The sequence below is a fragment of the Streptomyces sp. NPDC057253 genome (assembly GCF_042669125.1).
Classification (GTDB): Bacteria; Actinomycetota; Actinomycetes; order Streptomycetales; family Streptomycetaceae; genus Streptomyces.
In genome coordinates this window covers 39,963-60,515 of the sequence record NZ_JBHUXV010000042.1, presented here as the reverse complement: position 1 = coordinate 60,515, position 20,553 = coordinate 39,963, and the positions used below count along the sequence as shown (strand labels likewise).

General features: G+C 70.5%; 23 protein-coding genes. 11 read left to right on the top strand and 12 right to left on the bottom strand.

The annotated features are described in order from the left end of the window. Window positions 1–56: 56 nt before the first annotated feature. The 3 genes from ACFULQ_RS23265 to ACFULQ_RS23255 form a co-directional block, all read right to left on the bottom strand. Window positions 57–1,319 (bottom strand): DUF2637 domain-containing protein, encoded by a 1,263-nt coding sequence (locus tag ACFULQ_RS23265; RefSeq protein ID WP_383546809.1) that lies wholly within the window; start codon window positions 1,317–1,319, stop codon window positions 57–59. A gap of 104 nt (window positions 1,320–1,423) precedes the next feature. Next, complete coding sequence (locus tag ACFULQ_RS23260) at window positions 1,424–2,311, bottom strand: DUF3558 domain-containing protein (RefSeq protein ID WP_383546807.1); 888 nt, start codon at window positions 2,309–2,311, stop codon at window positions 1,424–1,426. A gap of 133 nt (window positions 2,312–2,444) precedes the next feature. Then, a complete protein-coding gene (locus tag ACFULQ_RS23255) occupies window positions 2,445–3,266 on the bottom strand; it encodes a DUF3558 domain-containing protein (protein WP_383546806.1) in 822 nt (273 codons plus the stop codon). Window positions 3,267–3,486: 220 nt separating this feature from the next. Here ACFULQ_RS23255 and ACFULQ_RS23250 point away from each other — a divergent pair, with 220 nt between their 5' ends. Then, window positions 3,487–4,680 carry an RtcB family protein gene (locus ACFULQ_RS23250; protein ID WP_383546804.1) on the top strand — a complete coding sequence of 398 codons (1,194 nt, stop codon included), beginning with the start codon at window positions 3,487–3,489 and terminating at the stop codon, window positions 4,678–4,680. Between the two features lie 71 nt (window positions 4,681–4,751). Here the strand turns inward: ACFULQ_RS23250 and ACFULQ_RS23245 are convergent, their stop codons facing one another. After that, window positions 4,752–4,877 (bottom strand): hypothetical protein, encoded by a 126-nt coding sequence (locus ACFULQ_RS23245; RefSeq protein ID WP_383546802.1) that lies wholly within the window; start codon window positions 4,875–4,877, stop codon window positions 4,752–4,754. Then, entirely contained in the window at window positions 4,874–5,638 is a 765-nt protein-coding gene (locus ACFULQ_RS23240; RefSeq protein WP_383546800.1) for an SDR family NAD(P)-dependent oxidoreductase, read from the bottom strand. Before ACFULQ_RS23240 ends, ACFULQ_RS23245 begins: the two co-directional genes overlap by 4 nt. Before the next feature lie 135 nt (window positions 5,639–5,773). Here ACFULQ_RS23240 and ACFULQ_RS23235 point away from each other — a divergent pair, with 135 nt between their 5' ends. Further along, the gene (locus ACFULQ_RS23235) at window positions 5,774–6,208 is read left to right on the top strand and encodes an ester cyclase (RefSeq protein ID WP_383546799.1); all 435 of its coding nucleotides are present in this window, start codon (window positions 5,774–5,776) and stop codon (window positions 6,206–6,208) included. Window positions 6,209–6,226: 18 nt separating this feature from the next. Here the strand turns inward: ACFULQ_RS23235 and ACFULQ_RS23230 are convergent, their stop codons facing one another. Continuing rightward, on the bottom strand, window positions 6,227–6,559 hold the full coding sequence (locus tag ACFULQ_RS23230) for a YnfA family protein (RefSeq protein ID WP_383546798.1): 333 nt from the start codon (window positions 6,557–6,559) through the stop codon (window positions 6,227–6,229). A 127-nt stretch (window positions 6,560–6,686) separates the two neighbouring features. On the opposite strand from ACFULQ_RS23230, the gene ACFULQ_RS23225 reads away from it, so the two are divergent. Then, window positions 6,687–7,163 carry a hypothetical protein gene (locus ACFULQ_RS23225; RefSeq protein WP_383546796.1) on the top strand — a complete coding sequence of 159 codons (477 nt, stop codon included), beginning with the start codon at window positions 6,687–6,689 and terminating at the stop codon, window positions 7,161–7,163. Window positions 7,164–7,283: 120 nt separating this feature from the next. Here the strand turns inward: ACFULQ_RS23225 and ACFULQ_RS23220 are convergent, their stop codons facing one another. Then, on the bottom strand, window positions 7,284–7,685 hold the full coding sequence (locus ACFULQ_RS23220) for a winged helix-turn-helix transcriptional regulator (protein ID WP_383546795.1): 402 nt from the start codon (window positions 7,683–7,685) through the stop codon (window positions 7,284–7,286). A gap of 126 nt (window positions 7,686–7,811) precedes the next feature. Between ACFULQ_RS23220 and ACFULQ_RS23215 the strand changes: the two genes are divergently transcribed. The 5 genes from ACFULQ_RS23215 (at window position 7,812) to ACFULQ_RS23195 (ending at window position 12,840) form a co-directional block, all read left to right on the top strand. Further along, entirely contained in the window at window positions 7,812–8,699 is an 888-nt protein-coding gene (locus ACFULQ_RS23215) for an NADP-dependent oxidoreductase (RefSeq protein WP_383546793.1), read from the top strand. Window positions 8,700–8,888: 189 nt separating this feature from the next. Then, window positions 8,889–10,004 carry an LLM class flavin-dependent oxidoreductase gene (locus ACFULQ_RS23210; protein WP_383546791.1) on the top strand — a complete coding sequence of 372 codons (1,116 nt, stop codon included), beginning with the start codon at window positions 8,889–8,891 and terminating at the stop codon, window positions 10,002–10,004. Continuing rightward, window positions 10,001–10,612, top strand: coding sequence for an FMN reductase (locus tag ACFULQ_RS23205; RefSeq protein WP_383546789.1), 612 nt, complete (start codon window positions 10,001–10,003; stop codon window positions 10,610–10,612). The genes ACFULQ_RS23210 and ACFULQ_RS23205 overlap by 4 nt, the downstream gene beginning before the upstream one ends. Before the next feature lie 74 nt (window positions 10,613–10,686). Further along, window positions 10,687–11,415, top strand: coding sequence for a response regulator transcription factor (locus ACFULQ_RS23200; RefSeq protein WP_383546787.1), 729 nt, complete (start codon window positions 10,687–10,689; stop codon window positions 11,413–11,415). After that, window positions 11,416–12,840: an ATP-binding protein gene (locus ACFULQ_RS23195; protein WP_383546785.1), complete on the top strand. Its 1,425-nt coding sequence runs from the start codon at window positions 11,416–11,418 to the stop codon at window positions 12,838–12,840. Window positions 12,841–13,008: 168 nt separating this feature from the next. On the opposite strand, the gene ACFULQ_RS23190 is transcribed toward ACFULQ_RS23195, so the two are convergent. The 3 genes from ACFULQ_RS23190 to ACFULQ_RS23180 are packed head-to-tail and all read right to left on the bottom strand — an operon-like array spanning window position 13,009 to window position 16,692. Beyond that, window positions 13,009–13,860 (bottom strand): PaaX family transcriptional regulator C-terminal domain-containing protein, encoded by an 852-nt coding sequence (locus tag ACFULQ_RS23190; protein ID WP_383546783.1) that lies wholly within the window; start codon window positions 13,858–13,860, stop codon window positions 13,009–13,011. 52 nt (window positions 13,861–13,912) lie between these two features. After that, window positions 13,913–15,355 (bottom strand): alpha/beta fold hydrolase, encoded by a 1,443-nt coding sequence (locus ACFULQ_RS23185; RefSeq protein WP_383546781.1) that lies wholly within the window; start codon window positions 15,353–15,355, stop codon window positions 13,913–13,915. Further along, a complete protein-coding gene (locus tag ACFULQ_RS23180) occupies window positions 15,352–16,692 on the bottom strand; it encodes an MFS transporter (RefSeq protein WP_383546779.1) in 1,341 nt (446 codons plus the stop codon). Before ACFULQ_RS23180 ends, ACFULQ_RS23185 begins: the two co-directional genes overlap by 4 nt. Window positions 16,693–16,855: 163 nt before the next feature. Here ACFULQ_RS23180 and ACFULQ_RS23175 point away from each other — a divergent pair, with 163 nt between their 5' ends. The 3 genes from ACFULQ_RS23175 to ACFULQ_RS23165 all read left to right on the top strand — a co-directional run bounded on the left by ACFULQ_RS23175 (window position 16,856) and on the right by ACFULQ_RS23165 (window position 19,166). Next, window positions 16,856–17,491, top strand: a complete 636-nt coding sequence (locus tag ACFULQ_RS23175; RefSeq protein ID WP_383546778.1) for an RNA polymerase sigma factor — start codon at window positions 16,856–16,858, stop codon at window positions 17,489–17,491. Beyond that, on the top strand, window positions 17,488–18,543 hold the full coding sequence (locus ACFULQ_RS23170; RefSeq protein ID WP_383546776.1) for a CU044_5270 family protein: 1,056 nt from the start codon (window positions 17,488–17,490) through the stop codon (window positions 18,541–18,543). Before ACFULQ_RS23175 ends, ACFULQ_RS23170 begins: the two co-directional genes overlap by 4 nt. A gap of 125 nt (window positions 18,544–18,668) precedes the next feature. Beyond that, window positions 18,669–19,166 (top strand): hypothetical protein, encoded by a 498-nt coding sequence (locus tag ACFULQ_RS23165; RefSeq protein WP_383546775.1) that lies wholly within the window; start codon window positions 18,669–18,671, stop codon window positions 19,164–19,166. A 40-nt stretch (window positions 19,167–19,206) separates the two neighbouring features. Here ACFULQ_RS23165 and ACFULQ_RS23160 read toward each other — a convergent pair whose 3' ends face one another. Beyond that, window positions 19,207–19,563, bottom strand: a complete 357-nt coding sequence (locus ACFULQ_RS23160; protein WP_383546773.1) for a DUF6221 family protein — start codon at window positions 19,561–19,563, stop codon at window positions 19,207–19,209. 129 nt (window positions 19,564–19,692) lie between these two features. Further along, a complete protein-coding gene (locus tag ACFULQ_RS23155) occupies window positions 19,693–20,337 on the bottom strand; it encodes a hypothetical protein (RefSeq protein WP_383546771.1) in 645 nt (214 codons plus the stop codon). Window positions 20,338–20,553 lie beyond the last annotated feature (216 nt).

Below are 20,553 nucleotides of genomic sequence, written 5' to 3'. Positions count from 1 at the left end.
GGTACGAAGAAGGGGGCCCTCCGGTGTGGAGGGCCCCCTTCTCGTTGCCCTGTGGCTCAGGCGATGTGGTCTTCCTGGAGCTCCGCGGTGTGGCGGTTGGTGAAGCGGTTGACCATGCGCTCCGCCTCGCGCTGCGGGAGCACGACGCCGTACGTCGCCTCCACGTCGCCCCTGAGCTGGCCGGGGGAGGGGTAGCTGCCGTCTATCGACTTCTTGAAGACCTGGTAGAAGTCCTCCTCCGTCGGCTCCGGGGGGCCACCGCCCTCGCCCAGCTCGCGGGTGCGGCCGCTGGACACCGGGATGGGGAAGCTGCCGGTCTCCTCCATCGAGGGCTCGACGGAGGGTTCCCTCGAGGGTTCCTCGTACTGGATCTGCTGCAACTCGTACTGCTCTGCTTCGAGTTGTTCCTCGTACCAGTGGTTGTACTGCTCCGCGGGGTCGTAGTCGGGGTTGTAGCCGCCCTGGTACTCGACCTGCTTGGGGGTTTCGAACCAGGGGCTCTGGTCGGGCTCGGGTTCGGGCTGCTGCTCGCTGGGCGGCGGCATCTGCTGGGGGGCGGGAGCCGTCACAGCGGCACGACCGACCGTGGACGCGTCGGCGGGGAGCTCGGCAGGCCTGGGCGCGGGCGGGAGCAGCGCCGGCTCGATGCCCGCCGCCGCCAGGCCCGCCGGGGCCGTCTCCGCCAGCGGGACGCCGTAGCGGGCCAGCCTCAGCGGCATCAACGACTCCACCGGGGCCTTCCTGCGCCAGGCACGGCCGAAGCGGGAGTGGAGGCGGGCTCGGTAGACGAGACGTTCCTGCTCCAGCTTGATGACCTGCTCGTAGGAGCGCAGCTCCCACAGCTTCATGCGACGCCACAGCAGGAAGGTCGGGATCGGGGAGAGGAGCCAGCGGGTGAGGCGGACGCCCTCCATGTGCTTGTCCGCCGTGATGTCCGCGATGCGGCCGATCGCGTGCCGGGCCGCTTCCACGGCCACCACGAACAGCACCGGGATCACCGCGTGCATGCCCACGCCCAGCGGGTCCGGCCAGGCCGCCGCGCCGTTGAAGGCGATCGTCGCGGCCGTCAGGAGCCAGGCGGTCTGACGCAGGAGCGGAAAGGGGATACGGATCCACGTCAGGAGCAGATCCAGGGCCAGCAGGACACAGATACCCGCGTCGATGCCGATCGGGAAGACGTAACTGAAGTTCCCGAAGCCCTTCTTGATGGCGAGTTCGCGGACGGCCGCGTACGACCCCGCGAAGCCGATGCCGGCGATGATCACGGCGCCGAACACGACCACGCCTATGAGCACGCGGTGCATTCGAGTCAGCTGCATGGGCGCGGCCACCCGTACTCCCCTCCCTGTGCGTGTTGTTGCGCGCAACAGAGTGGCACATATGTGTTGCGCACGGGTGGCCGGATAGGGCCGTCAGTACTGCTTCAGCTCGTCTTCGCGGCCGACTTGGACGGAGAGGCCGACTTCGAGGCCGACTTCGACGCCGTCGGAGACGGGGACGCGGACTTCGACGGAGCCTTGGACGCCGGGTCGGACGGGGCCGGGCTCGCCGCCCCCTCGCCGTTCGCCGCCGACACCGAGGCCACCGCCTCCTTGGCCGCCTGCTCCGCGAGCTTCGAGAGGCTGTCCGCGCTCGGCGTCTTGTCGCCGGCCAGACCCGCGCCGTTGTAGTCGACGGTCACCACGACGTTCTCCACGCGCGTGACGACCGTCTGCTGCTTGAAGGCGCCTTCCTTCTTCTTCAGGTCGTAACGCACCAGCGTCGCCGCGTCACCCGTCCCGGCCACCGTCTGCGACTTGGTGTTCTTCGCACCGGCCACCGACTGGGCGTCCTGGACCTGCTGCTCGTAGTACTTCGCCGCCTGCGCCTCGCCCGTGCCGCGCGAGGTGTCCGACTCGAAGCGCAGCAGCGAGACGTTCAGCCACCGGAACTGGGAGCCCTTCACACCGTTGTTGTCGAGGCTGCTCCAGGAGCAGCTGCCCCGCGTGCCCGCCTCCGACGTGCCCTTCTTGCCCTTCGAGGCCTCCGGCGTCAGCGACTTCAGGGTCTTCTTCGACAGCGTCCCGCACGCGTCGGGAAGCGACTTGTACGCCGCCGCCTGCACCGTGGGCGCCGCCGACGCCGACGCCGAGGCGCCACCGTCCGCACCCGTGCCGCTGGTCGAACCGCTGCTGCCGCTGTCACCGCCGGAGCCGGAGCCGGAGTCGGAGGAGCAGCCGGCGGCGATCAGCATCACCGGGACTGCGGCCGCGCAGACAAGGACGCGGTGAAGACGCTTCGCTCGCTGGGCACGCTCTGCTCGTCGCTGCATGGTTCCTTCACTCATGACGCTTGTGGTTCCTGCCGTCGGATCGGGTCCGAGGGGCCACGGTACGCGGTGAGGATGCTGTGCGGTCCAGCTTCGAACGCTTCGTGCGCGTGCGTGAGAGGTCTGTGGAGACCGCTCAACCGGACAGCGACCCGTCCAGCTGAGAGGCCAGTTTCCGGGCGTTGTCCTGCATTTCCTTACTGTCCGGAGCGGCGCCGATCGTCGTCGGCTGCTCCTCGTACTCGATCGTCACGATCACGTTCGACGTGCGGAACGCCACAGTCACCTTGCGCTGCTGTGCCGTCGAACCCGAGTTGCTCAACACGTCGTCCAGGTACGCCTCGTCACCCAGATCGTCCAGCAGCCGGGGCTGGAGATCGGCCGGCGTGGCGGAGGACGAACCGCTCGCGGAGGCCGAGGCGGAACCGCTCGGCGTGGCCGACGCGGAGGCCGTGCCACCGGCGGCGATGCTGCTCTCCTCCACGTCCGAGGTGGCACTGGCGGTCGCCGCCGGCAGATCCGCCTTCTCCTCGGCCTGCGCGAACACCTGCTGCGCCTGGGTCTCGTCGCTGACCGCGTTGTCGTACGACACCACCCGCTCGAAGTCGACCGAGAGGTACTCGGTGGCGTCCGAGGCCTCCACCTTCCACCGGCAGCCCACCTTGCGGTCCGTGTCGTAGGTGAGGGTGGCCTCGCCCTCGTAGGCCTTGCTGCGCTGGTCCTCGTCGGTGATCTGCTGGATACCGGGCAGCAGCGCGTCCAGGGTGCTCTGGCTGACCACCCCGCATGCCTCCGGCAGGGTGCGGTACTTGCCGGGCTGGGCGACCGCGGAGGCGGTGCCGGTGTCGCCGGGGTTGGCGTCGTCCGTCGTGCCGTCGCCGCCCGAGCTGCCGGTGCAGCCGGCCAACAGCGCCGCGAGGAGGGCGGCGACGCCGGGTACGTAGGCCTTCCGCTGCACGGTGGGGCTCCTCTCGGAATGTCTCCGACTCGTGGGGGATGTCTCGTGGGGATCTTCAGTGTCCCCGCAGGTTATTCGCTTGCCGCACGGGGGCGTCCCCGGCAGACAATGTGTATCGCACGCGCTGCCGTGAACGCCGGTCCGTCATCCCATTCGTCGACCTTGGCGCCGGTATTGCGATTCAAGACTTCTGTTGTGTTTGTGGGGGAATGAGGACGATATGTCGTACGTGGAGATGCCGGGCGCCAAGGTCCCGATCCGCATGTGGACCGACCCGGCGACGGTCGAGGACGTGGCCCTTCAGCAGCTGCGCAATGTCGCGACCCTGCCGTGGATCAAGGGCCTCGCGGTCATGCCGGACGTCCACTACGGCAAGGGGGCGACGGTCGGGTCCGTCATCGCGATGCAGGGTGCGGTGTGCCCGGCGGCGGTGGGCGTGGACATCGGCTGTGGAATGTCGGCGGTGAAGACGTCCCTGACGGCGAACGACCTGCCGGGGGATCTGTCGCGGCTGCGGTCGAAGATCGAGCAGGCCATTCCGGTGGGGCGGGGGATGCATGACAGTCCTGTGGAGCCGGGGCGGTTTCATGGGTTCGCCACTGCGGGGTGGGATGACTTCTGGGGGCGGTTCGAGGGCGTCGCGGATGCGGTCAAATTCCGTCACGAACGTGCCGGGAAGCAGATGGGAACGCTTGGATCCGGCAATCACTTTGTCGAAGTTTGCACGGATACGACCGGTTCGGTCTGGCTGATGCTGCACTCCGGTTCCCGCAACATCGGCAAGGAGCTGGCCGAGCATCACATCGGCGTGGCCCAGAAGCTCCCGCACAACCAGGGGCTGGTCGACCGGGACCTCGCTGTCTTCATCGCTCAGACACCGCAGATGGCGGCGTACCAGAACGATCTCTACTGGGCGCAGGAGTACGCGAAGTACAACCGGTCGATCATGATGGCGCTTCTGAGGGACGTGGTCCGCAAGGAGTTCAAGAAGGCCAAGGTGGTCTTCGAGCCCGAGGTGAGCTGTCATCACAACTACGTGAGCCGTGAGCGGTACGAAGGCATGGACCTGCTTGTCACCCGCAAGGGTGCGATCAGCGCCCGGGCCGGCGAGTACGGCATCATCCCGGGCTCCATGGGGACGGGGTCGTACATCGTGAAGGGCCTCGGCAACGAGAAGGCCTTCAACTCGGCTTCCCATGGCGCGGGTCGGCGCATGAGCCGCAACGCGGCGAAGCGGCGGTTCTCGACGCGGGACCTGGAGGAGCAGACGCGGGGCGTGGAGTGCCGCAAGGACTCCGGCGTCGTGGACGAGATTCCGGGCGCCTACAAGTCGATCGACCAGGTCATCGACCAGCAGCGGGACCTGGTGGAGGTCGTGGCGAAGCTGAAGCAGGTCGTGTGTGTGAAGGGTTGATGCCAGAGGCCCCCGGCGGAACCGGGGGCCTTGCCCATGTCATGGATCGCTGGGCATCGGCATCCGGCAGCTCACTTCGGTGCGTGTCGTGCTGCGTAGATCATGACGAAGGCCACGATGTGGATGCCGAAGAGGAAGTAGCCGAGCCACCACCACATGTGGCGTTCGTCGTGGGGGTCTTTTTTGTCCGGGGTCATCGGGCGCGGTGGACCTTCGTGTTGGATGCCTGGGCTCGGGGGCGGAGGACCAGGAGGTCCACGTTGACGTGGTGGGGGCGGGTTACCGCCCAGGTGATCGTGTCCGCCACATCGTCGGCCGTGAGGGGTTCCGCTACGCCCTCGTAGACCTTGGACGCCTTCGTCTCGTCGCCGCCGAAGCGGGTCAGGGCGAACTCGTCGGTCTTGACCATGCCGGGGGCGATCTCGATCACCCGGATCGGCTTGCCCACGATCTCCAGGCGCAGGGTCTCCGCCAGCACGTGTTCGCCGTGCTTCGCGGCCACGTACCCCGCGCCGCCCTCGTACGTGCCGTGGCCGGCCGTCGAGGAGACGACCACGATCGTGCCGTCGCCGCTCGCCTCCAGCTTGGGGAGCAGGGCCTGAGTGACGTTCAGGGTGCCGATGACGTTGGTCTCGTACATCGTGCGCCAGTCGGCGGGGTCGCCGGTCGCGACCGGGTCGGCGCCGAGGGCTCCGCCGGCGTTGTTGACCAGGACGCCGATCGTCTTGAAGGCCGTGGCGAACTCGTCGACCGCGGCGCGGTCCGTCACGTCCAGCTGGTAGGCCGTGGCCTGGTGGCCCGCCGCGTTGATCTCCTCCGCGAGCGCCTCGATACGGTCCTTGCGGCGGGCGGTGAGGACGACGCGGTAACCGGCGGCGCCGAGCTGCCGGGCCGTGGCGGCGCCGATTCCGCTGCTCGCACCGGTGACGACGGCGATGCGGGACGCTGCGCTGGGCATGGGTGCTCCTCGGACGGGGATGGTCTGGCCTCGCCAGCCAGGATAGGCAGGCGTCCCCTCCCGCTCTCCGGCGGTCCGAATCGTGGGCCGGTGGGAAAATGAGGTGGGTGATCCTCTGAACCACGGAGGTGGATCATGGGAGAAGCGCGTGAGGTCATGGACCGGCTCACCGATGCGCTCACCACGCACCCGGATCTGAAGGCCATCGGCGAGCTGTACGCGGAGGACGCGGTCGCCGTCACCCCCGACGAGGGGGAGATTCACGGGCGCGAGCACATCGTCGAGTACTGGCGGCAGATGACGGAGGCGGTGCCGGACGCCCGGTTCGAGTCGCTGCACGCCTACGAGGTCGGGGACACCGCCATCGACGAGGGCGTCTACCACGGGCGCAACACCGGGCCGATCCAGCTGCCGACCGGGGAGACGCTGCCCGCGACGCAGAAGGAGATCAGCATCCGCGGGGTGGACATCGCGACGGTGAGGGACGGGCGGATCACGGACTACCGGCTCTACTTCGACGAGATGGAGTTCCTGGGGCAGCTGGGGCTGCTGCCCGACGAGGCTCCCTGAGTACGGCGCCCGGTCGTCCTAGTCGCGCGGCGCGTACATGATCACCGCCATGCCCGCGAGGCAGATCAGCGCGCCCGCGATGTCCCAGCGGTCGGGGCGGTAGCCGTCGGCCACCATCCCCCAGAGGATCGAGCCGGCCACGAAGATCCCGCCGTACGCGGCGAGGATGCGGCCGAAGTGGGCGTCGGGCTGGAAGGTGGCGACGAAGCCGTAGGCGCCGAGGGCGAGGACTCCGCCCGTGGTCCACATCCAGCCGCGGTGCTCCCGTACGCCCTGCCACACCAGCCAGGCGCCGCCGATCTCGAAGAGGGCGGCCACGACGAAGAGGGCGGCGGAGCGGGCTACGAGCATGCGGGTCAGCTTCGCATGCCCTGGGGGACCGGTGTCACCTGATGGAGGGCGCCTTGTCGTTCGCCGTTCGTGGGATACATCCCTGCGACCACGGCGGTTCGGGCGGCGGCAGCGAGGAGTGGGTGGCATGCGGGTGCTTGCGGTGTGCGGTGCGGGTGCGGCGGTGGCGGCGGCTGTGGCGGTTCTGGGGGGTGGGGGTGCGGCGGTCGCCGGTGACAGGGCCGAGGCGGATCTGGCGTATCACGGGGTCGCGGTCATGTCCGGTGGGCGGATGGACCTGCGGTTCACGCCTCGCAATCACGGGCCGGAGGCGGTGCCGGACGCGACGGTGCGGTTGCGGTGGTCCGAGCCGCTGGAGGACCGGCAGGTGTTGCCGGACGGGTGTGCTCGGGAGGCGGAGCGGGTGGTGGTGTGCCGGGTGGGGGCGCTCGGGGCGGACTCGGTGGGGGAGCGGGTGGAGCTGCGGGTGCGGTTGCTGGGGGTGCCGTCGGAGGTGTTGCTGGAGATCGACACGGTGTGGGACGGGGGGACGGTGGATCTCAACCGGGCGAATGATCGGCAGCGGGTGTTGGTGCTGGACAGTGGGGATGAGTACTACTTCTGACGGGGCGGTTGTGTTTTGGCTGCGGGTGCGTGGGGGCTTGTCGCGCAGTTCCCCGCGCCCCTGAGCGGGGTGACTGGACCGGAGATCAACAGAGCCCCAGCGGCACCTCGCAGGAAGGACTCAGTCGGTCTCGGTGTCGTAGCGCTCTCTTGCCTCGTGGACCTCTTCGATGTGGGTTTCCGCCCAGGTCTTCACCGCTGTCAGGAGGCTCGCCAGGCTGGTGCCGAGGGGGGTGAGGGTGTAGTCGACGCGTACCGGGACCGATGGGGTGACCTTGCGGGTGAGGATGCCGTCTCGTTCCAGGGTGCGCAGGGTCTGGGTGAGCATCTTGGGGCTGACGCCGGCGATCTTGCGGGTGAGGTCGCTGTAGCGCATGGAGCCGGTGGAGAGGGCCGCGACGACGAGGCTGACCCACTTGTCGCTGAGGCGGTCCAGGAGCTGGTTGGTGGGGCAGCCCTTGATGAACGCGTCGTACTCCACGCGTGCCTGTTCGCGCCGCTGGGCCGCTGTCGTGGTCGGCATGGCTCACCTCCGGGGGACATACGCACTTCCAGGTAACTACTTACCAGCAGATAGTAGCTCTTCCTAGGGTTGCCGTCGGCGGCGGAGGTTCCGGCGCCAACAGTGACCAATGAGGAGAACTCAGTCATGCGTGCTGCTGTGGTGAGGACGTTCGGCGGGCCCGAGGCCGTGGAGGTCGTGGAGCGGGAGGTTCCCGAGCCGGGGGCGGGGCAGGTGCGGATCAAGGTGGCCGGCGCCACGCTCAACCCCGTCGACCTGGGGGTCCGGGGCGGGTTCTTCGGCGGGGAGGGCAAGGAGCTCGGGCTCGGCTGGGACGTGGCGGGGACCGTGGACGCGGTGGGGGCGGGTGGCTCCTGGAGCGTGGGGGAGCGGGTGGTGGCGCTGTATCACGGGCTGACGAAGGACCTGGGTACGCATGCCGAGTACGTCGTCGTCGACGCGGATGCGGTCGCCGAGGCGCCGGTCTCGGTCGACGCGATACACGCGGCGACGCTGCCGCTGAACGCGCTGACCGCCGTACAGGCCCTGGATCTGCTGGAGTTGGCGCCTGGGCAGTCCCTGCTCGTCGCGGGGGCGGCGGGGGCGGTCGGTGGGTTCGCCGTGCAACTCGCCGCGCGTCAGGGGGTTTCGGTGACCGGGCTGGCTCGGGCGGGGGACGAGGAGTTCGTACGGTCGCTGGGGGCCGCGGAGTTCACGACCGCGCCCGGTGCCGGGGCCTACGACGCCGTACTGGACACGGCGGTGCTCGGGGAGGCGGCGCTGGAGTGGGTGCGGGACGGTGGTGCGTATGTCGGGGTACGGCCGGGGGCGCATCCGGGGTCGGTGCGGGGGGTGCGGACGGGGTCCGTGTCGGTGACGGCGGACGGGGCGCGGCTTGCTGAGCTGGTGGGGTTGGTGGATGAGGGGGTGCTGACGCTGCGGGTGGCGGAGACGTATGCGCTGGACGCGGTGGCCGAGGCGCATGACCGGTTGGAGAAGGGTGGGGTGCGGGGGCGGATTGTGCTGGTTCCGTGAGATGAGCGGCGATGGGGGGGCGTTGTTCGGCTGCGGGTGCGTGGGGGCTGGTCGCGCAGTTCCCCGCGCCCCTAGGTGGGTGCGGTGGAGCGGAGTCGAGTTGAGCCGTCGGAATAAGGGGACCCGGGTCCTCGTTCTCCAGGTACGCGGTTATAGTTGAACCGTCAACTACTTGGAGGGTGAGCGAGCATGCAGTTCGGGATCTTCAGCGTCGGTGATGTCACGCCGGACCCGACCACCGGCCGTACGCCGACCGAACGCGAGCGGATCAAGGCCATGGTGGCGATCGCGCTGAAGGCCGAGGAGGTCGGGCTCGACGTCTTCGCGACCGGGGAGCACCACAACCCGCCGTTCGTGCCGTCGTCGCCGACGACCATGCTCGGGTACATCGCGGCGCAGACCGAGAGGCTCATCCTCTCCACGTCCACCACCCTGATCACCACGAACGACCCGGTGAAGATCGCCGAGGACTTCGCGATGCTCCAGCACCTGGCCGACGGGCGAGTGGACCTGATGATGGGCCGCGGCAACACCGGGCCGGTCTACCCCTGGTTCGGACAGGACATCCGGGAGGGCATCAACCTCGCCATCGAGAACTACGCCCTGCTGCGCCGCCTGTGGCGCGAGGACGTCGTGAACTGGGAGGGGAAGTTCCGGACCCCGTTGCAGGGGTTCACCTCGACGCCGCGGCCGCTCGACGGCATCGCGCCGTTCGTCTGGCACGGCTCCATCCGGTCTCCCGAGATCGCCGAGCAGGCCGCCTACTACGGCGACGGGTTCTTCCACAACAACATCTTCTGGCCCGCCGACCACACCAAGCGGATGATCGAGCTGTACCGCAGCCGGTACGCCCACTACGGGCACGGCACGGCGGAGCAGGCGATCGTGGGGCTGGGCGGACAGGTGTTCATGCGGAAGAACTCCCAGGACGCGGTCCGTGAGTTCCGCCCCTACTTCGACGTCGCGCCGGTCTACGGCCACGGCCCCTCCCTGGAGGACTTCACCGACCAGACCCCGCTGACCGTCGGCTCCCCGGAGCAGGTCATCGAGAAGACGCTGAAGTTCCGCGAGTACGCCGGCGACTACCAGCGTCAGCTGTTCCTCGTGGACCATGCCGGGCTGCCGCTCAAGACCGTGCTGGAACAGCTCGACATGCTGGGCGAGGAGGTCGTACCCGTGCTGCGCGAGGAGTTCGCCAAGAACCGCCCGGCGAACGTGCCGGACGCGCCCACCCACGCGTCCCTGCTGGCCGAGGCAGAGAAGGCCGCGCAGAACGCCGCACAGAACAAGGAGGTCGTCGCATGAAGCTCGTCGTCGTGTCCGCGGGGCTGAGCGTCCCGTCGTCCACCCGCCTGCTGGCGGACCGGCTCGCGGCGGCCGTGGGACGTACCGCCGAGGTGGACGTCCAGGTCGTGGAGCTGCGGGAACTCGCCGTCGACATCGCGCACAACTTCACCAACGGCTTCGCGGGCCGCGCGCTGAGCGCCGCTGTCGACGCGGTGACCGGGGCGGACGGGCTGATCGTCGTCACGCCGGTGTTCTCGGCGTCGTACAGCGGACTCTTCAAGTCCTTCTTCGACGTGATCGAGCCGGACGCGCTGGCCGGGAAGCCGGTGCTGATCGCCGCGACCGGTGGCACCGCCCGGCACTCGCTGGTCCTGGACCACGCGCTGCGACCGCTCTTCTCCTACCTGAAGGCCGTCGTCGTGCCGACCGGGGTGTACGCCGCCTCGGAGGACTGGGGCGCGGAAGGGCTGGACGGCCGCATCGAGCGGGCGGCCGGGGAACTGGCCGGTCTGATGAGCGGGCTCTCGGCGGTCCGCGGGGTCGCCGCCCCGCGCTCCTCGACCGACGGCTTCGAGGACGTCGTGCCCTTCGAGGAGCGGCTCGCCGCGTTGCGTCCGACGGGGTGAGAGGCCAGTAAGAAGGGCGCCGGGTGAGCTGCTCATCACGTCGTACGACTCGGCGGGCACGGCACACTGAGGGGGTGCCCCAAAACGTGCTGCTCGCCGAAGACGACCGCGCCATCCGTCATGCCCTGGAGCGCGCCCTGATCCTGGAGGGCTACCAGGTCACCGCGGTCGCCGACGGAGTGGAGGCGCTGGCACAGGCCCACCGGACGCCGCCGGACGTGCTCGTCCTCGACGTGATGATGCCCGGGATCGACGGGCTCCAGGTCTGCCGGGTGCTGCGCGCCGAGGGCGACCGCACCCCCATCCTCATGCTGACGGCGCTCGTGGAGACCCAGGACCGGATCGCCGGCCTGGACGCGGGCGCCGACGACTATGTGGTCAAGCCCTTCGACGTCGAGGAGGTCTTCGCCCGGCTGCGGGCCCTGCTGCGGCGGACCAGCCCCGACGGGATGGCCCCGGCGCCCGGCGCGGTGACGAAGGCGCCGGCGCCCGAACTGCCCCAGGGGCGGATCGAGGCGGCCGGACTGCGCATGGACATCCAGGCGCGCCGGGCCTGGCGCGGCCCGCGCGAGCTGGAGCTGACCCGCACCGAGTTCGAGCTGCTGGAACTGCTCGTGCGCAACGCGGGCATCGTGCTCGACCACTCGACGATCTACGACCGGATCTGGGGCTACGACTTCGGGCCGGGCTCCAAGAACCTCGCCGTCTACGTCGGCTACCTGCGCCGCAAGCTCGACGAACCCGGCGCGCCGCAGCTGATCCACACGGTGCGCGGCGTGGGTTACGTGCTCCGGGAGGACTGAGTGGGCCGGCTGGCTCGGCTGTGGGCCCGGCCGCGGCCCCGGTTGCTGTCCCTGCGGACCACGTTCGTGGTGTCCTTCGCCGCGGTGACGGCCGCGGTGACCGTCCTCGTCGGCGTGCTGTCCTACAGCGCCGCCGCCCGTCTGGTGCGGGTCGACCAGGAGTCCGTGTTCGACCAGGTCGTGCAGGATCTGCGGGACGAGGTGAGCCAGCACCGGATGACCCCGGAGGACTTCTCCTCCTCGGCGCCCGGGCACGACCTGGTGCGGCCGGCCCGTACGGACGTGCAGGTGCTCGGGCCCACCGGGGCGGTCGCCGACCCCGGGCGGCCGGGGCTGCCGGTGACCTCCGGGGACCGGCGGATCGCGGGCGAGGGCGTCGCCGGGCGGATGGTGCTGCACAAGGAGGTCTCGGTCGGCAGCGACGTGTACCGGATCGCCACCGTCTCCCTGGGCGGGGGGCGGGGGGCCGTGCAGGTCGCCCAGGAGTTCAGCGACACCGAGGATCTGCTGCGGGCGTTGCAGCAGCGGACGTTCCTGCTCATGGCCGCGGTGGTGATCGGGGCCGGGCTGTTCGGCTGGTGGCTGGCCCGGCGGATCACGCGGCGGCTGGTGATCCTCACCTCCGCCGCGGAGGACGTGGCCCGGACCCGGCGGCTGGAGATCGAGGTGCCGGTCACCGGGTACGACGAGGTGGGGCGGCTGGGGCGGGCCTTCGACCGGATGCTCGGGCGGCTCGCGCAGTCCGAGGAGGACCAGCGGCGGCTGGTGCAGGACGCGGGGCACGAGCTGCGGACGCCGCTGACGTCGCTGCGCACGAACATCTCGCTGCTGCGGCGGATCGACGAGTTGCCGCCGGCGACGCGTGAGGAGCTGGTCGCCGATCTCACGCAGGAGGCGCGGGAGCTGACCGACCTGGTCAACGAGCTGGTCGACCTGGCCGCGGGGCAGTCGGACAACGAGCCGCCGCAGCGGGTGGATCTCGCGGATGTCGCCGAGGAGGTCGCGGGGCTGGCCCGGCGGCGGACCGGGCGGGAGATCGTGGTGCACGCGGGCGGGTCGACGGTGACGGACGGGCGGGCGGGGATGCTACAGCGGGCGGTGTCGAACCTGGTCGAGAACGCGGCCAAGTTCGACCGGGACGGCAGCGCTCCGATCGAGATCTCGGTGTCCGGGTTCACGCCGGCGGGGCCGGTGCGGGTGGAGGTGCTGGACCGGGGGCCGGGGATCGCCGACGCCGACCTCGTACGGGTCTTCGACCGCTTCTACCGGGCCGCGGACGCGCGGTCCCTGCCGGGGTCGGGGCTGGGGTTGTCGATCGTGCGGGAAGTGGCTCTGTCGCACGGTGGGGCGCCGTTCGCGTTCTCGCGGGACGGGGGCGGGACGGTGATCGGGTTCACCGTGGGTGGGGTGACGGGTGACGGGTAGCTGGGTGTCTGCGGGTGCGTGGGGGCGGGCGTTGCGCAGTTCCCCGCGCCCCTGAGAGCGTGGCGGGCGTGAGTGCGACTCCCCAGGGGCGCGGGGAACTGCGCGACCAGCCCCTACGCACCCGCGCCCGCCGAACAACCGAACCCGGCACCCCCGAGCACGGCGAGCCTAGGCGGGCTCCCGGAGTAGAGGTGTCGTCTCCAGGGATGTTCGGGCCGCCTTCAGGGCCGGGTGGGTCTGGTTGGCGACCGCGTTGAAGGTTTCCTGGGCTGTGCGGGCCGGCCAGGCCGGGGGGAGGTGGCGGGACGGGAGTCTTGGGTCGGTGCGGATGGTCCAGAGCCACTCGCTGACCAGGAGGAGCCGGGTGGCGATCGGGTCGGCGTCGGGGGTGTGGCCCAGGCGGTCGCTCCAGCGCTTGTCGAAGGTGACATAGCGGGCCGCGATGGACTCCAGGTCCCAGGTGTCGCGGATCATCTGCTCGATGTCGGTCACCTCGGCGGCCCGCGCGTGGAAGATCTTGACGTGCGCGGTGAGGCCGAGCTCGGCGACCACCGCGGAGACGTCCACCTCGCCGGGGGCGATCCACAGCCCGCTGTACAGGGCGCCGAACCCGGACCAGGTCAGCCGGGAGCGCAGGTCGTGGCGCTGGCGCTTCCAGGAGTCGGGCAGGGAGAAGCCGAGCAGGGTCCAGGAGCCGTCCCAGTCGTCGTTGACCGCGCCCTGCTCCCAGATGCGGGTACGGCCGTCGATCAGCACGCGGGTGGCCTGCGGGGTGAGGCCGAAGAACATCTTGCGTCCCTCGCGCTGACGCTGGAGCAGACCCCGGTTGACCATGCGGGTCAGGGTGGAGCGCACGGCCTGTTCGCCCACGCCGACCCGGCCCAGGACGTCGATGATGCTGCCCGAGTAGACGCCCAGGTCCCCCTCCTCCAGGACGTGGTTGCCGAAGAAGGCGAGCATGAGCGACTGCGGGCGCGGCTGCGGCCCGTCCGCGGTGTCCAGGATGTCGTCGTCCTCCACGGGGGCAAGAGTACGACCGCCCGCCGAGGGTGCGGCAGGCGGTCGTACGAGGTCATCGGCGGTCGGCGGGGTGGGCAAGGTCGTACGGGCGCAGGTAGGGGGTGGGGTGGTACCGGACGTAGCGGGTGGGGGTGGTGGGGTCGGCGGCGGTGGCGCGGGCGTTGAGGGACGCCGGGTCGGTGCCCCGCCAGGTGCCGGTGGTCAGGCGGTCCTCCAGGGTGTGGAGGGCGGCGAGTTGTTCGGCGGGGCTGAAGGTGCAGTGGCCGGCGTTGTCGACGTAGGCCTGGCGCAGCAGGGGGCCGGAACCGGCCGCCGTGACCGCCCGCTTCAGCGCGCTCTCCGTCTGGACCGGGACCAGGGGGTCGCCGATGGTGTGGACCGAGAGCTGGGGCTTGGTCAGAACGCCGGTGAAACTGCTGGTGGCGCTCATCCAGGCGACGGCCTTGGAGTCGGCGGCGATGCGCGGGGCGCGGTTCAGCGCCGCGAGATCCTTGCCCAGGGAGAGGCCGGCCTTCTTGTAGAGCGCGGTGACCTCCTTGCGGACGGAGGACCGGGCGAGCAGGCGGGCGTAGTCGACGCCGGTGTTCCAGGACATGTTGCCGCCCGCGCGGACCTCGGCCTCCTGGCGCCGGTTGAAGGCGGCGATCCGCAGCAGGCCCTTCACCGCGTCGTACTGGTTGGCCTGCTGGGCGTCCCAGTCGTCGGCGGCCGGGCGGGTCTGGGTGGGCGCGTTCCAGACCGGGATGTTGTGGAGGGCGGCGGCGAGGGCGATCCGGGCCCGGCCCTCGGCCGTCGACTGGGCGGAGTCGACCGCGGCGGCGAGGGTGTTCGCCGCGTCGGTGGCAGCCGCCTGGGTCGGCAGGTCGACGAGGGGGACGTCGGAGCCGAGGAGCGTCCTGAGGGCGAAGGCGGGGTCGAGGGTGTTGTTCCAGTTGGCGATCCCGCCCTGGACCAGGCCGCACAGGGAGAGAGAGCCGTCGATCGCGTCCGGGTGGCGTTCGGCGATCGCCGTGGTGACCAGGCCGCCGTACGACCGTCCCCAGGCGAGGGTGCGGGAGGCCTGGCCGAAGCGGGCGGTGAAGGCCTTGAGGGTGGCGAGCTGGTCGGGGACCGCGTCGGTGACGGCCCAGCCGGTGGTGGCGTACGAGGAGCCGACGAGGGCGTAACCGCCTTGCAGGAGCAGGGTCTTGGTGGCGTCGTCGGGGGCGTCCTGGGCGGGGTTGGCGGGGCCGGAGGTGTAGCCGTGGCTGAAGAGGAGGACGGTGCCGTTCCAGGTGGTGGGGACGTCCATGAGGTAGGTGGCGCCGGAGGGGAGCGTGCCCTCCACGCGCGTGGTGGGCGGGGTGGCCGTCGCCGTGGCGGGGAGTGGGGTGGTGGCGGGGGTGGCCGTCGCCGTGCCGGGGAGTGTCGCGGTGGCCGTCGCCATGGCGGTGGGTGCGGTGGTGAGGGTGAGCAGGAGGGCTGCCGAGCAGGCGACGCGGGTGCCGTGCCTCATGCGGTGATCTCCTCGGTGTGGGGGGTGGTGGGGAGTTCGGAGGCGGGGTCGGCGAGGGAGCCGCGGCTCGTCTCGCGGACCAGGAACACCGTCAGCGCGGTGATCAGCGAGCCGCCGCACAGCAGCAGGGCCACGGGGGTGCCGTTGCCGCTGCCCGCGACCAGGCTCCCGGCGATCAGCGGGGAGAAGCCGGCGCCGACCAGGGTGGCGCCCTGGTAGCCGAGGGAGGCGCCGGTGTAGCGGACCCTGGTGCCGAACATCTCGCTGAACAGGGCGCCGAGCGGGCCGTACATCAGCGACTGGGAGATGCCGTGGCCGATGACGACGGCCAGGATCAGGGAGCCCGACGACCTGGAGTCGACCAGCGCGAGGACCGGGAAGGCGGTCGCCGCGGACAGGATCGCGCCGACGAGGACGACCGGGCGGCGGCCGATCCGGTCGGAGAGCGCGGACGCGCAGGGCAGCACGACCAGGGCGACCGCGGCGGAGACGGTGAGCGCGGTGAGCACCTGCGGGCGGGGGTAGCCGATGCCGGTGGCGTACGAGATCAGGTAACTGGTCAGCAGGGACTGGGCGGTGAAGGCGCCGATGCCGACACCGCAGGCCAGCAGGACGGGACGGGGGCGCTTGAGGACGTCGAGGATCGGCAGCCGGGACTCGGCGCGCTCCTTCTTCACCTCGGCGAACAGCGGGCTCTCGACCACCTGGAGGCGGACGAACAGGCCGACGCCGAGCAGCAGCACGCTCAGCAGGAACGGCACCCGCCAGCCCCACGCCGCGAACTGGTCCTTGGGGAGGGTGGAGACCAGGGCGACGACGGCGGCGGAGATCAGGGAGCCGAGCGGGGCTCCCATCTGCGTGAAGCTGGACCACAGACCGCGGCGCCGCTCGCCCGCGTGCTCCACGACCATCAGGGTCGCGCCGCCCCACTCGCCGCCGATGGCGATGCCCTGGAGCACCCGCAGGGTGATCAGCAGGACGGGCGCCCAGACGCCGATGGTGTCGTACGTGGGCAGCAGGCCGATGAGGAAGCTGGCGCCGCCCATCAGGCCCATGGTGAGCAGCAGCATCCTCTTGCGGCCGAGGCGGTCGCCGAAGTGCCCGAAGACGATGCCGCCGATGGGGCGGGCCACGTATCCGGCGGCGAAGGTGCCGAACGCGGCGATGGTGCCCACGGCGGGGTCGGCGCCGGGGAAGAACAGTTCGCCGAAGACGAGGGCGGCGACGGTGCCGTAGACGAGGAAGTCGTAGAACTCGACGGCGGTGCCGAGCAGGCCGGAGAGGGCGACTCGGCGGAGTTGGCGGGTCCGGGCGGATGCGGTGGGGGACGGGGGCATCGCGGTCTCCTCTGAGCGGGGGAAGGAGGACACCGCGAAATTAGGCTGTCTGGTGACTGCCGTCAATAAAGTGCACAACATTGGTTGGGATGGAGAGGCGTGTGTGACGGGTGTCACGGGAACTCGGCGATCCGGACGCGCAGTTGAGGACGTGACCACAGATATGCGAACCCGGATACGGGCCGGGGATCCGGACGCCTTCGCGGAGCTCTACGACCAGTGCGCCCGCTCGGTGTACAACCACGCCTTCCGGCTGACCGCCGACTGGTCCGTGGCCGAGGACGTCATGTCGGCCACCTTCATGGAGGCCTGGCGGCGCCGGACCTCCGTCGACGCCGACGGGGGCTCGCTGCGGCCGTGGCTGCTCGGCATCGCCACCAACGTGGCCCGCTCCCACTGCCGCGGCAACCGGCGCTACCGCGCGGCGGCCGGAGCGGTGGCCGCGGCGGGTGTCGCGGAGGTCGCCGACCACGCGGAGGAGACCGCGGGGCGGGTGGACGACCGGCGCCGGATCGCCGCCACCGTGACCGCGCTCGCCGCACTCAGACGCCCCGAACGCGAGGTCCTCGTGCTGTGCCTGTGGGAGGGCCTGGAGTACGCCGACGCCGCCCGCGCCCTCGGCATCCCGGTCGGCACGGTCCGCTCCCGGCTCTCGCGGGCCCGCGGTCGGCTGCGGAAGCTGGCCGAGGCGGAACTGGCCCAACTCGCCCGAGAAAAACGGGAACTCACCCGGACGAACCGGCAGGCAAAGGGTGATCGCGAGTACGTGATCCGGTCCGCACAGGAAGGAAACCGATGAACGCCAGCCCCTCCCAGCCGCACCCGGCCGAGTGGACGGAGACCCGGGGTCTCGTGTCCGCCGTGGAGCGGGATCTGCCGGCGGGCCGCCACCAGTTCCACAAGGAGCAGATGATGGCCCGGATCCGCGAAGAACTCCGTACGGCCCCTGCCGCCCCTGCCGTACCTGTGCGCCGCAACCCGTTCCTGCGCCGCGCGGTCCTGCTGCCCGCGCTGGCCTGCGCGCTGGCCGGCGCGGTGGTGGGCGGCCTCGCCCTGAGCGGCAGCGGGGACTCCGGCGCCGGCCTGGCCACCGGGCCCGCGCTGACGACCCGGATCGGCGCCGTCGACGCCCGGGGGGCCGAGCCGCTGCTCGACCACATCTCCCTGGCCGCCGCCGACACCTCCGAACCCGGCGTGCGGGACGACCAGTTCCTCTACATCGCGTCCAAGGTCGCCAGCACGTATCCCAAGACCGTCGACGACAAGACCACGGTGGTCAGCGAGAAGCTGCACTCCCGTCAGGTCTGGCAGTCCCCCGACGGCCGCGACGGCTGGCTGATCGAGCCCGGGAACACGGGCAAGGACGGCATCACCCTGGCCGGCCCGAACCCGCTCAGCTCGGCCTACGACCGGCTGGTGACGCTGCCCACCGACCCGGCGGCCCTGCTGCGGAAGATCTACCAGGAGTCGGACGCCGTCCGGGACCCCGAAGTCCCTCGTGACCAGGCCGCGTTCGTCGCCATCGGGGACCTGCTGACCGAGAGCTACCCGCCCCCGAAGCTGACCGCCGCGCTCTACAAGGCCGCCGCCGAGATCCCCGGGGTCGTCGCGGTGGACGACGCGGTCGACGCGGTCGGCCGCCACGGGGTCGCCATCGCGCGGCTCGACGAGCAGAGCGGGCAGCGCACGGAGTGGATCTTCGACAGGAAGACGTACGCGTTCCTGGGGGAGCGCAATGTCCAGGTCGAGCCGAGCGACACGTTCAAGAAGGGGACGGTGACGTTCACGGTCGCGATCACTCGGCGGGCGGTGGTGGATGAGATGAAGGAGGTGCCGGGGGAGGTTGGTTGACGGGTGGGGGTGCGGCGGGGGTTGCGACGGGACAGCGGGTGAACGCGCGTCCGTGTTCACCCGTACCCCGGGGTGACCGTCTGTCCCCGATCGGGCAGCCAGTGCCCGGATACGGAGAAAGCGACGTGCCCCTCATCCAGCCGCCGTCACGCACCGGCCGTACCCCCGCCGCCGCCCGACTGGCCCGAGGCGCGGCCGTCGGGGCCGGGCTCGCCCTGATGCCGCTGACCGTGGCCTGCGGCGGGGCGGACGAGTCGGCCGGTGAGCGCAAGGCGTCGAAGAGCCCCGCGATCTCCGCCGTGCGGGCGGGAGTCGTGGCGCCCGCGAAGGTCGAGGTCATCGCGGGGCTGACGGGCTGCAAGCCCAGGATCCGCATCGAGGCGGACGAACTGCGCCAGGGTGTCTGCCACACCAAGGACGTCGACTACCTCATCACCACCTTCCCCGAGGAGCGGTTCAAGGAGGCCTGGCTGGAGTCCGCCTCCGCGTACCGGGCGGACTTCCTCGTCGGCTCGCGCTGGATCATCAGCGCGAAGATCGACGCCCTGAAGAAGTTCCGCGAACAGACCGGCGGAGACATCGTCAGCCACTCCGGAATGGGGCCGGCCAGCGGTTCCAGGTAGGCGGTCGACGGGGGGGGCTGGGAATGCCCCCCCGCGGCCCCTACTTGTCCTGGGCGGCCTCGACCAGTCGCCACGCGGGATGGAAGTCGCGGTGGCCGTCGTACGCCGCGACGAGTTCGCGGATCACCGGGCTACGGGAGTCCCGCGAGAGTCCGGCCCACACCTGCCCGACCACCCTCTTCCAGAGGACACGCACCTCAGTGTCCTCCACCATCCGCGGCATCTCCTCCACCCAGTCGACGAGCCGCCGCTTCGCCTCCACGTCGGCGAGGACCCGGGCCTGCAACATCGCCACGTTCTGGTTCTTGCCGGGCTTCAGTGCGCGAGCCGCGGTCACTTCCTCGTCAAGACGTGCCCGGAGGAAGTCCCTCATGGCCGCGAATTCGTCGTCTCTCATTGCTGTTCCCCCTGGTCGGCGTTGAGAGACATCATCCAGCGGACCGGTCAGTCCTTGAGCTTTTTCAACGTGACCACCAAGTGATGCAAGTCGAGGTGGTATAGGGGTGGCCCTGGAAGAAACTCCGGCTCAGGGCCACACCAGGCAATAAGGCTGGTGCCCCGCCTCGTGCAAGCGGTGGCTGAAGTCCTGCCACTCGTGCAGCAGTTGGTAGACGTTGAACGCGTCCCGGGGGCCTCCCCGGTCCGGGACCGTGGACCAGATGAAGGCCGCCGCGCCCACCGCTTCCTCGCCTATGCCGCGCAGCGGGTCCACGACCGTCATGGGGAGTTTGACCACCGCGTAGTCGGGGTGCAGGACGACCAGTTCGAGCGGGGGGACCTTGTGGAGGGGGACGCCTTCTATGCCGGTGAGGACCATCGCCGCCATGGTCTCCGGCTTGATCTTGGTGAACATGCCGTTCATGCCCAGCTCGTCGCCGCCGAGTTCCTCGGGGCGCATCGAGATCGGGACACGGGCCGCGGTCGCGCCGTCGGGCGCGCCGAAGTACTTGTACGTCACCCCCACCCGACCACCATTCCTGCTTCCCGCCGTCAACGGATCGATACGACGTTCGATACGTCGCTCGTCGCGATCCGACTCACCCGGCGCCACGGCGCCATGTCCCGGACGCGTCTCGCCGGCTTCCTCCGCCTCGCGTCGGTGCTTCCCCCGCCGGGCACGTCGAGGACCCAGGTCGTCAGTCCCCTCGCCCAGTCCGCCACCGCGATGCATATCTCCACCCGACTGCTTTTCTAGGACGCGCAGGCCCCGCCGCGCAACCCGATCATCGTGTCAGTGACCTCCCCCACGGCCGCCCGCCGAAACGTGCGTTGAAACACCTGTCCGCAGGATCTTCGCAGCCCCTGAACAACCGGCTGCGCGCCATCGTCCCCGTGAGCTGTGTGTATCTGCATCCAGTTTCGCAGATCGTCGGGGACCGGGCGCTTG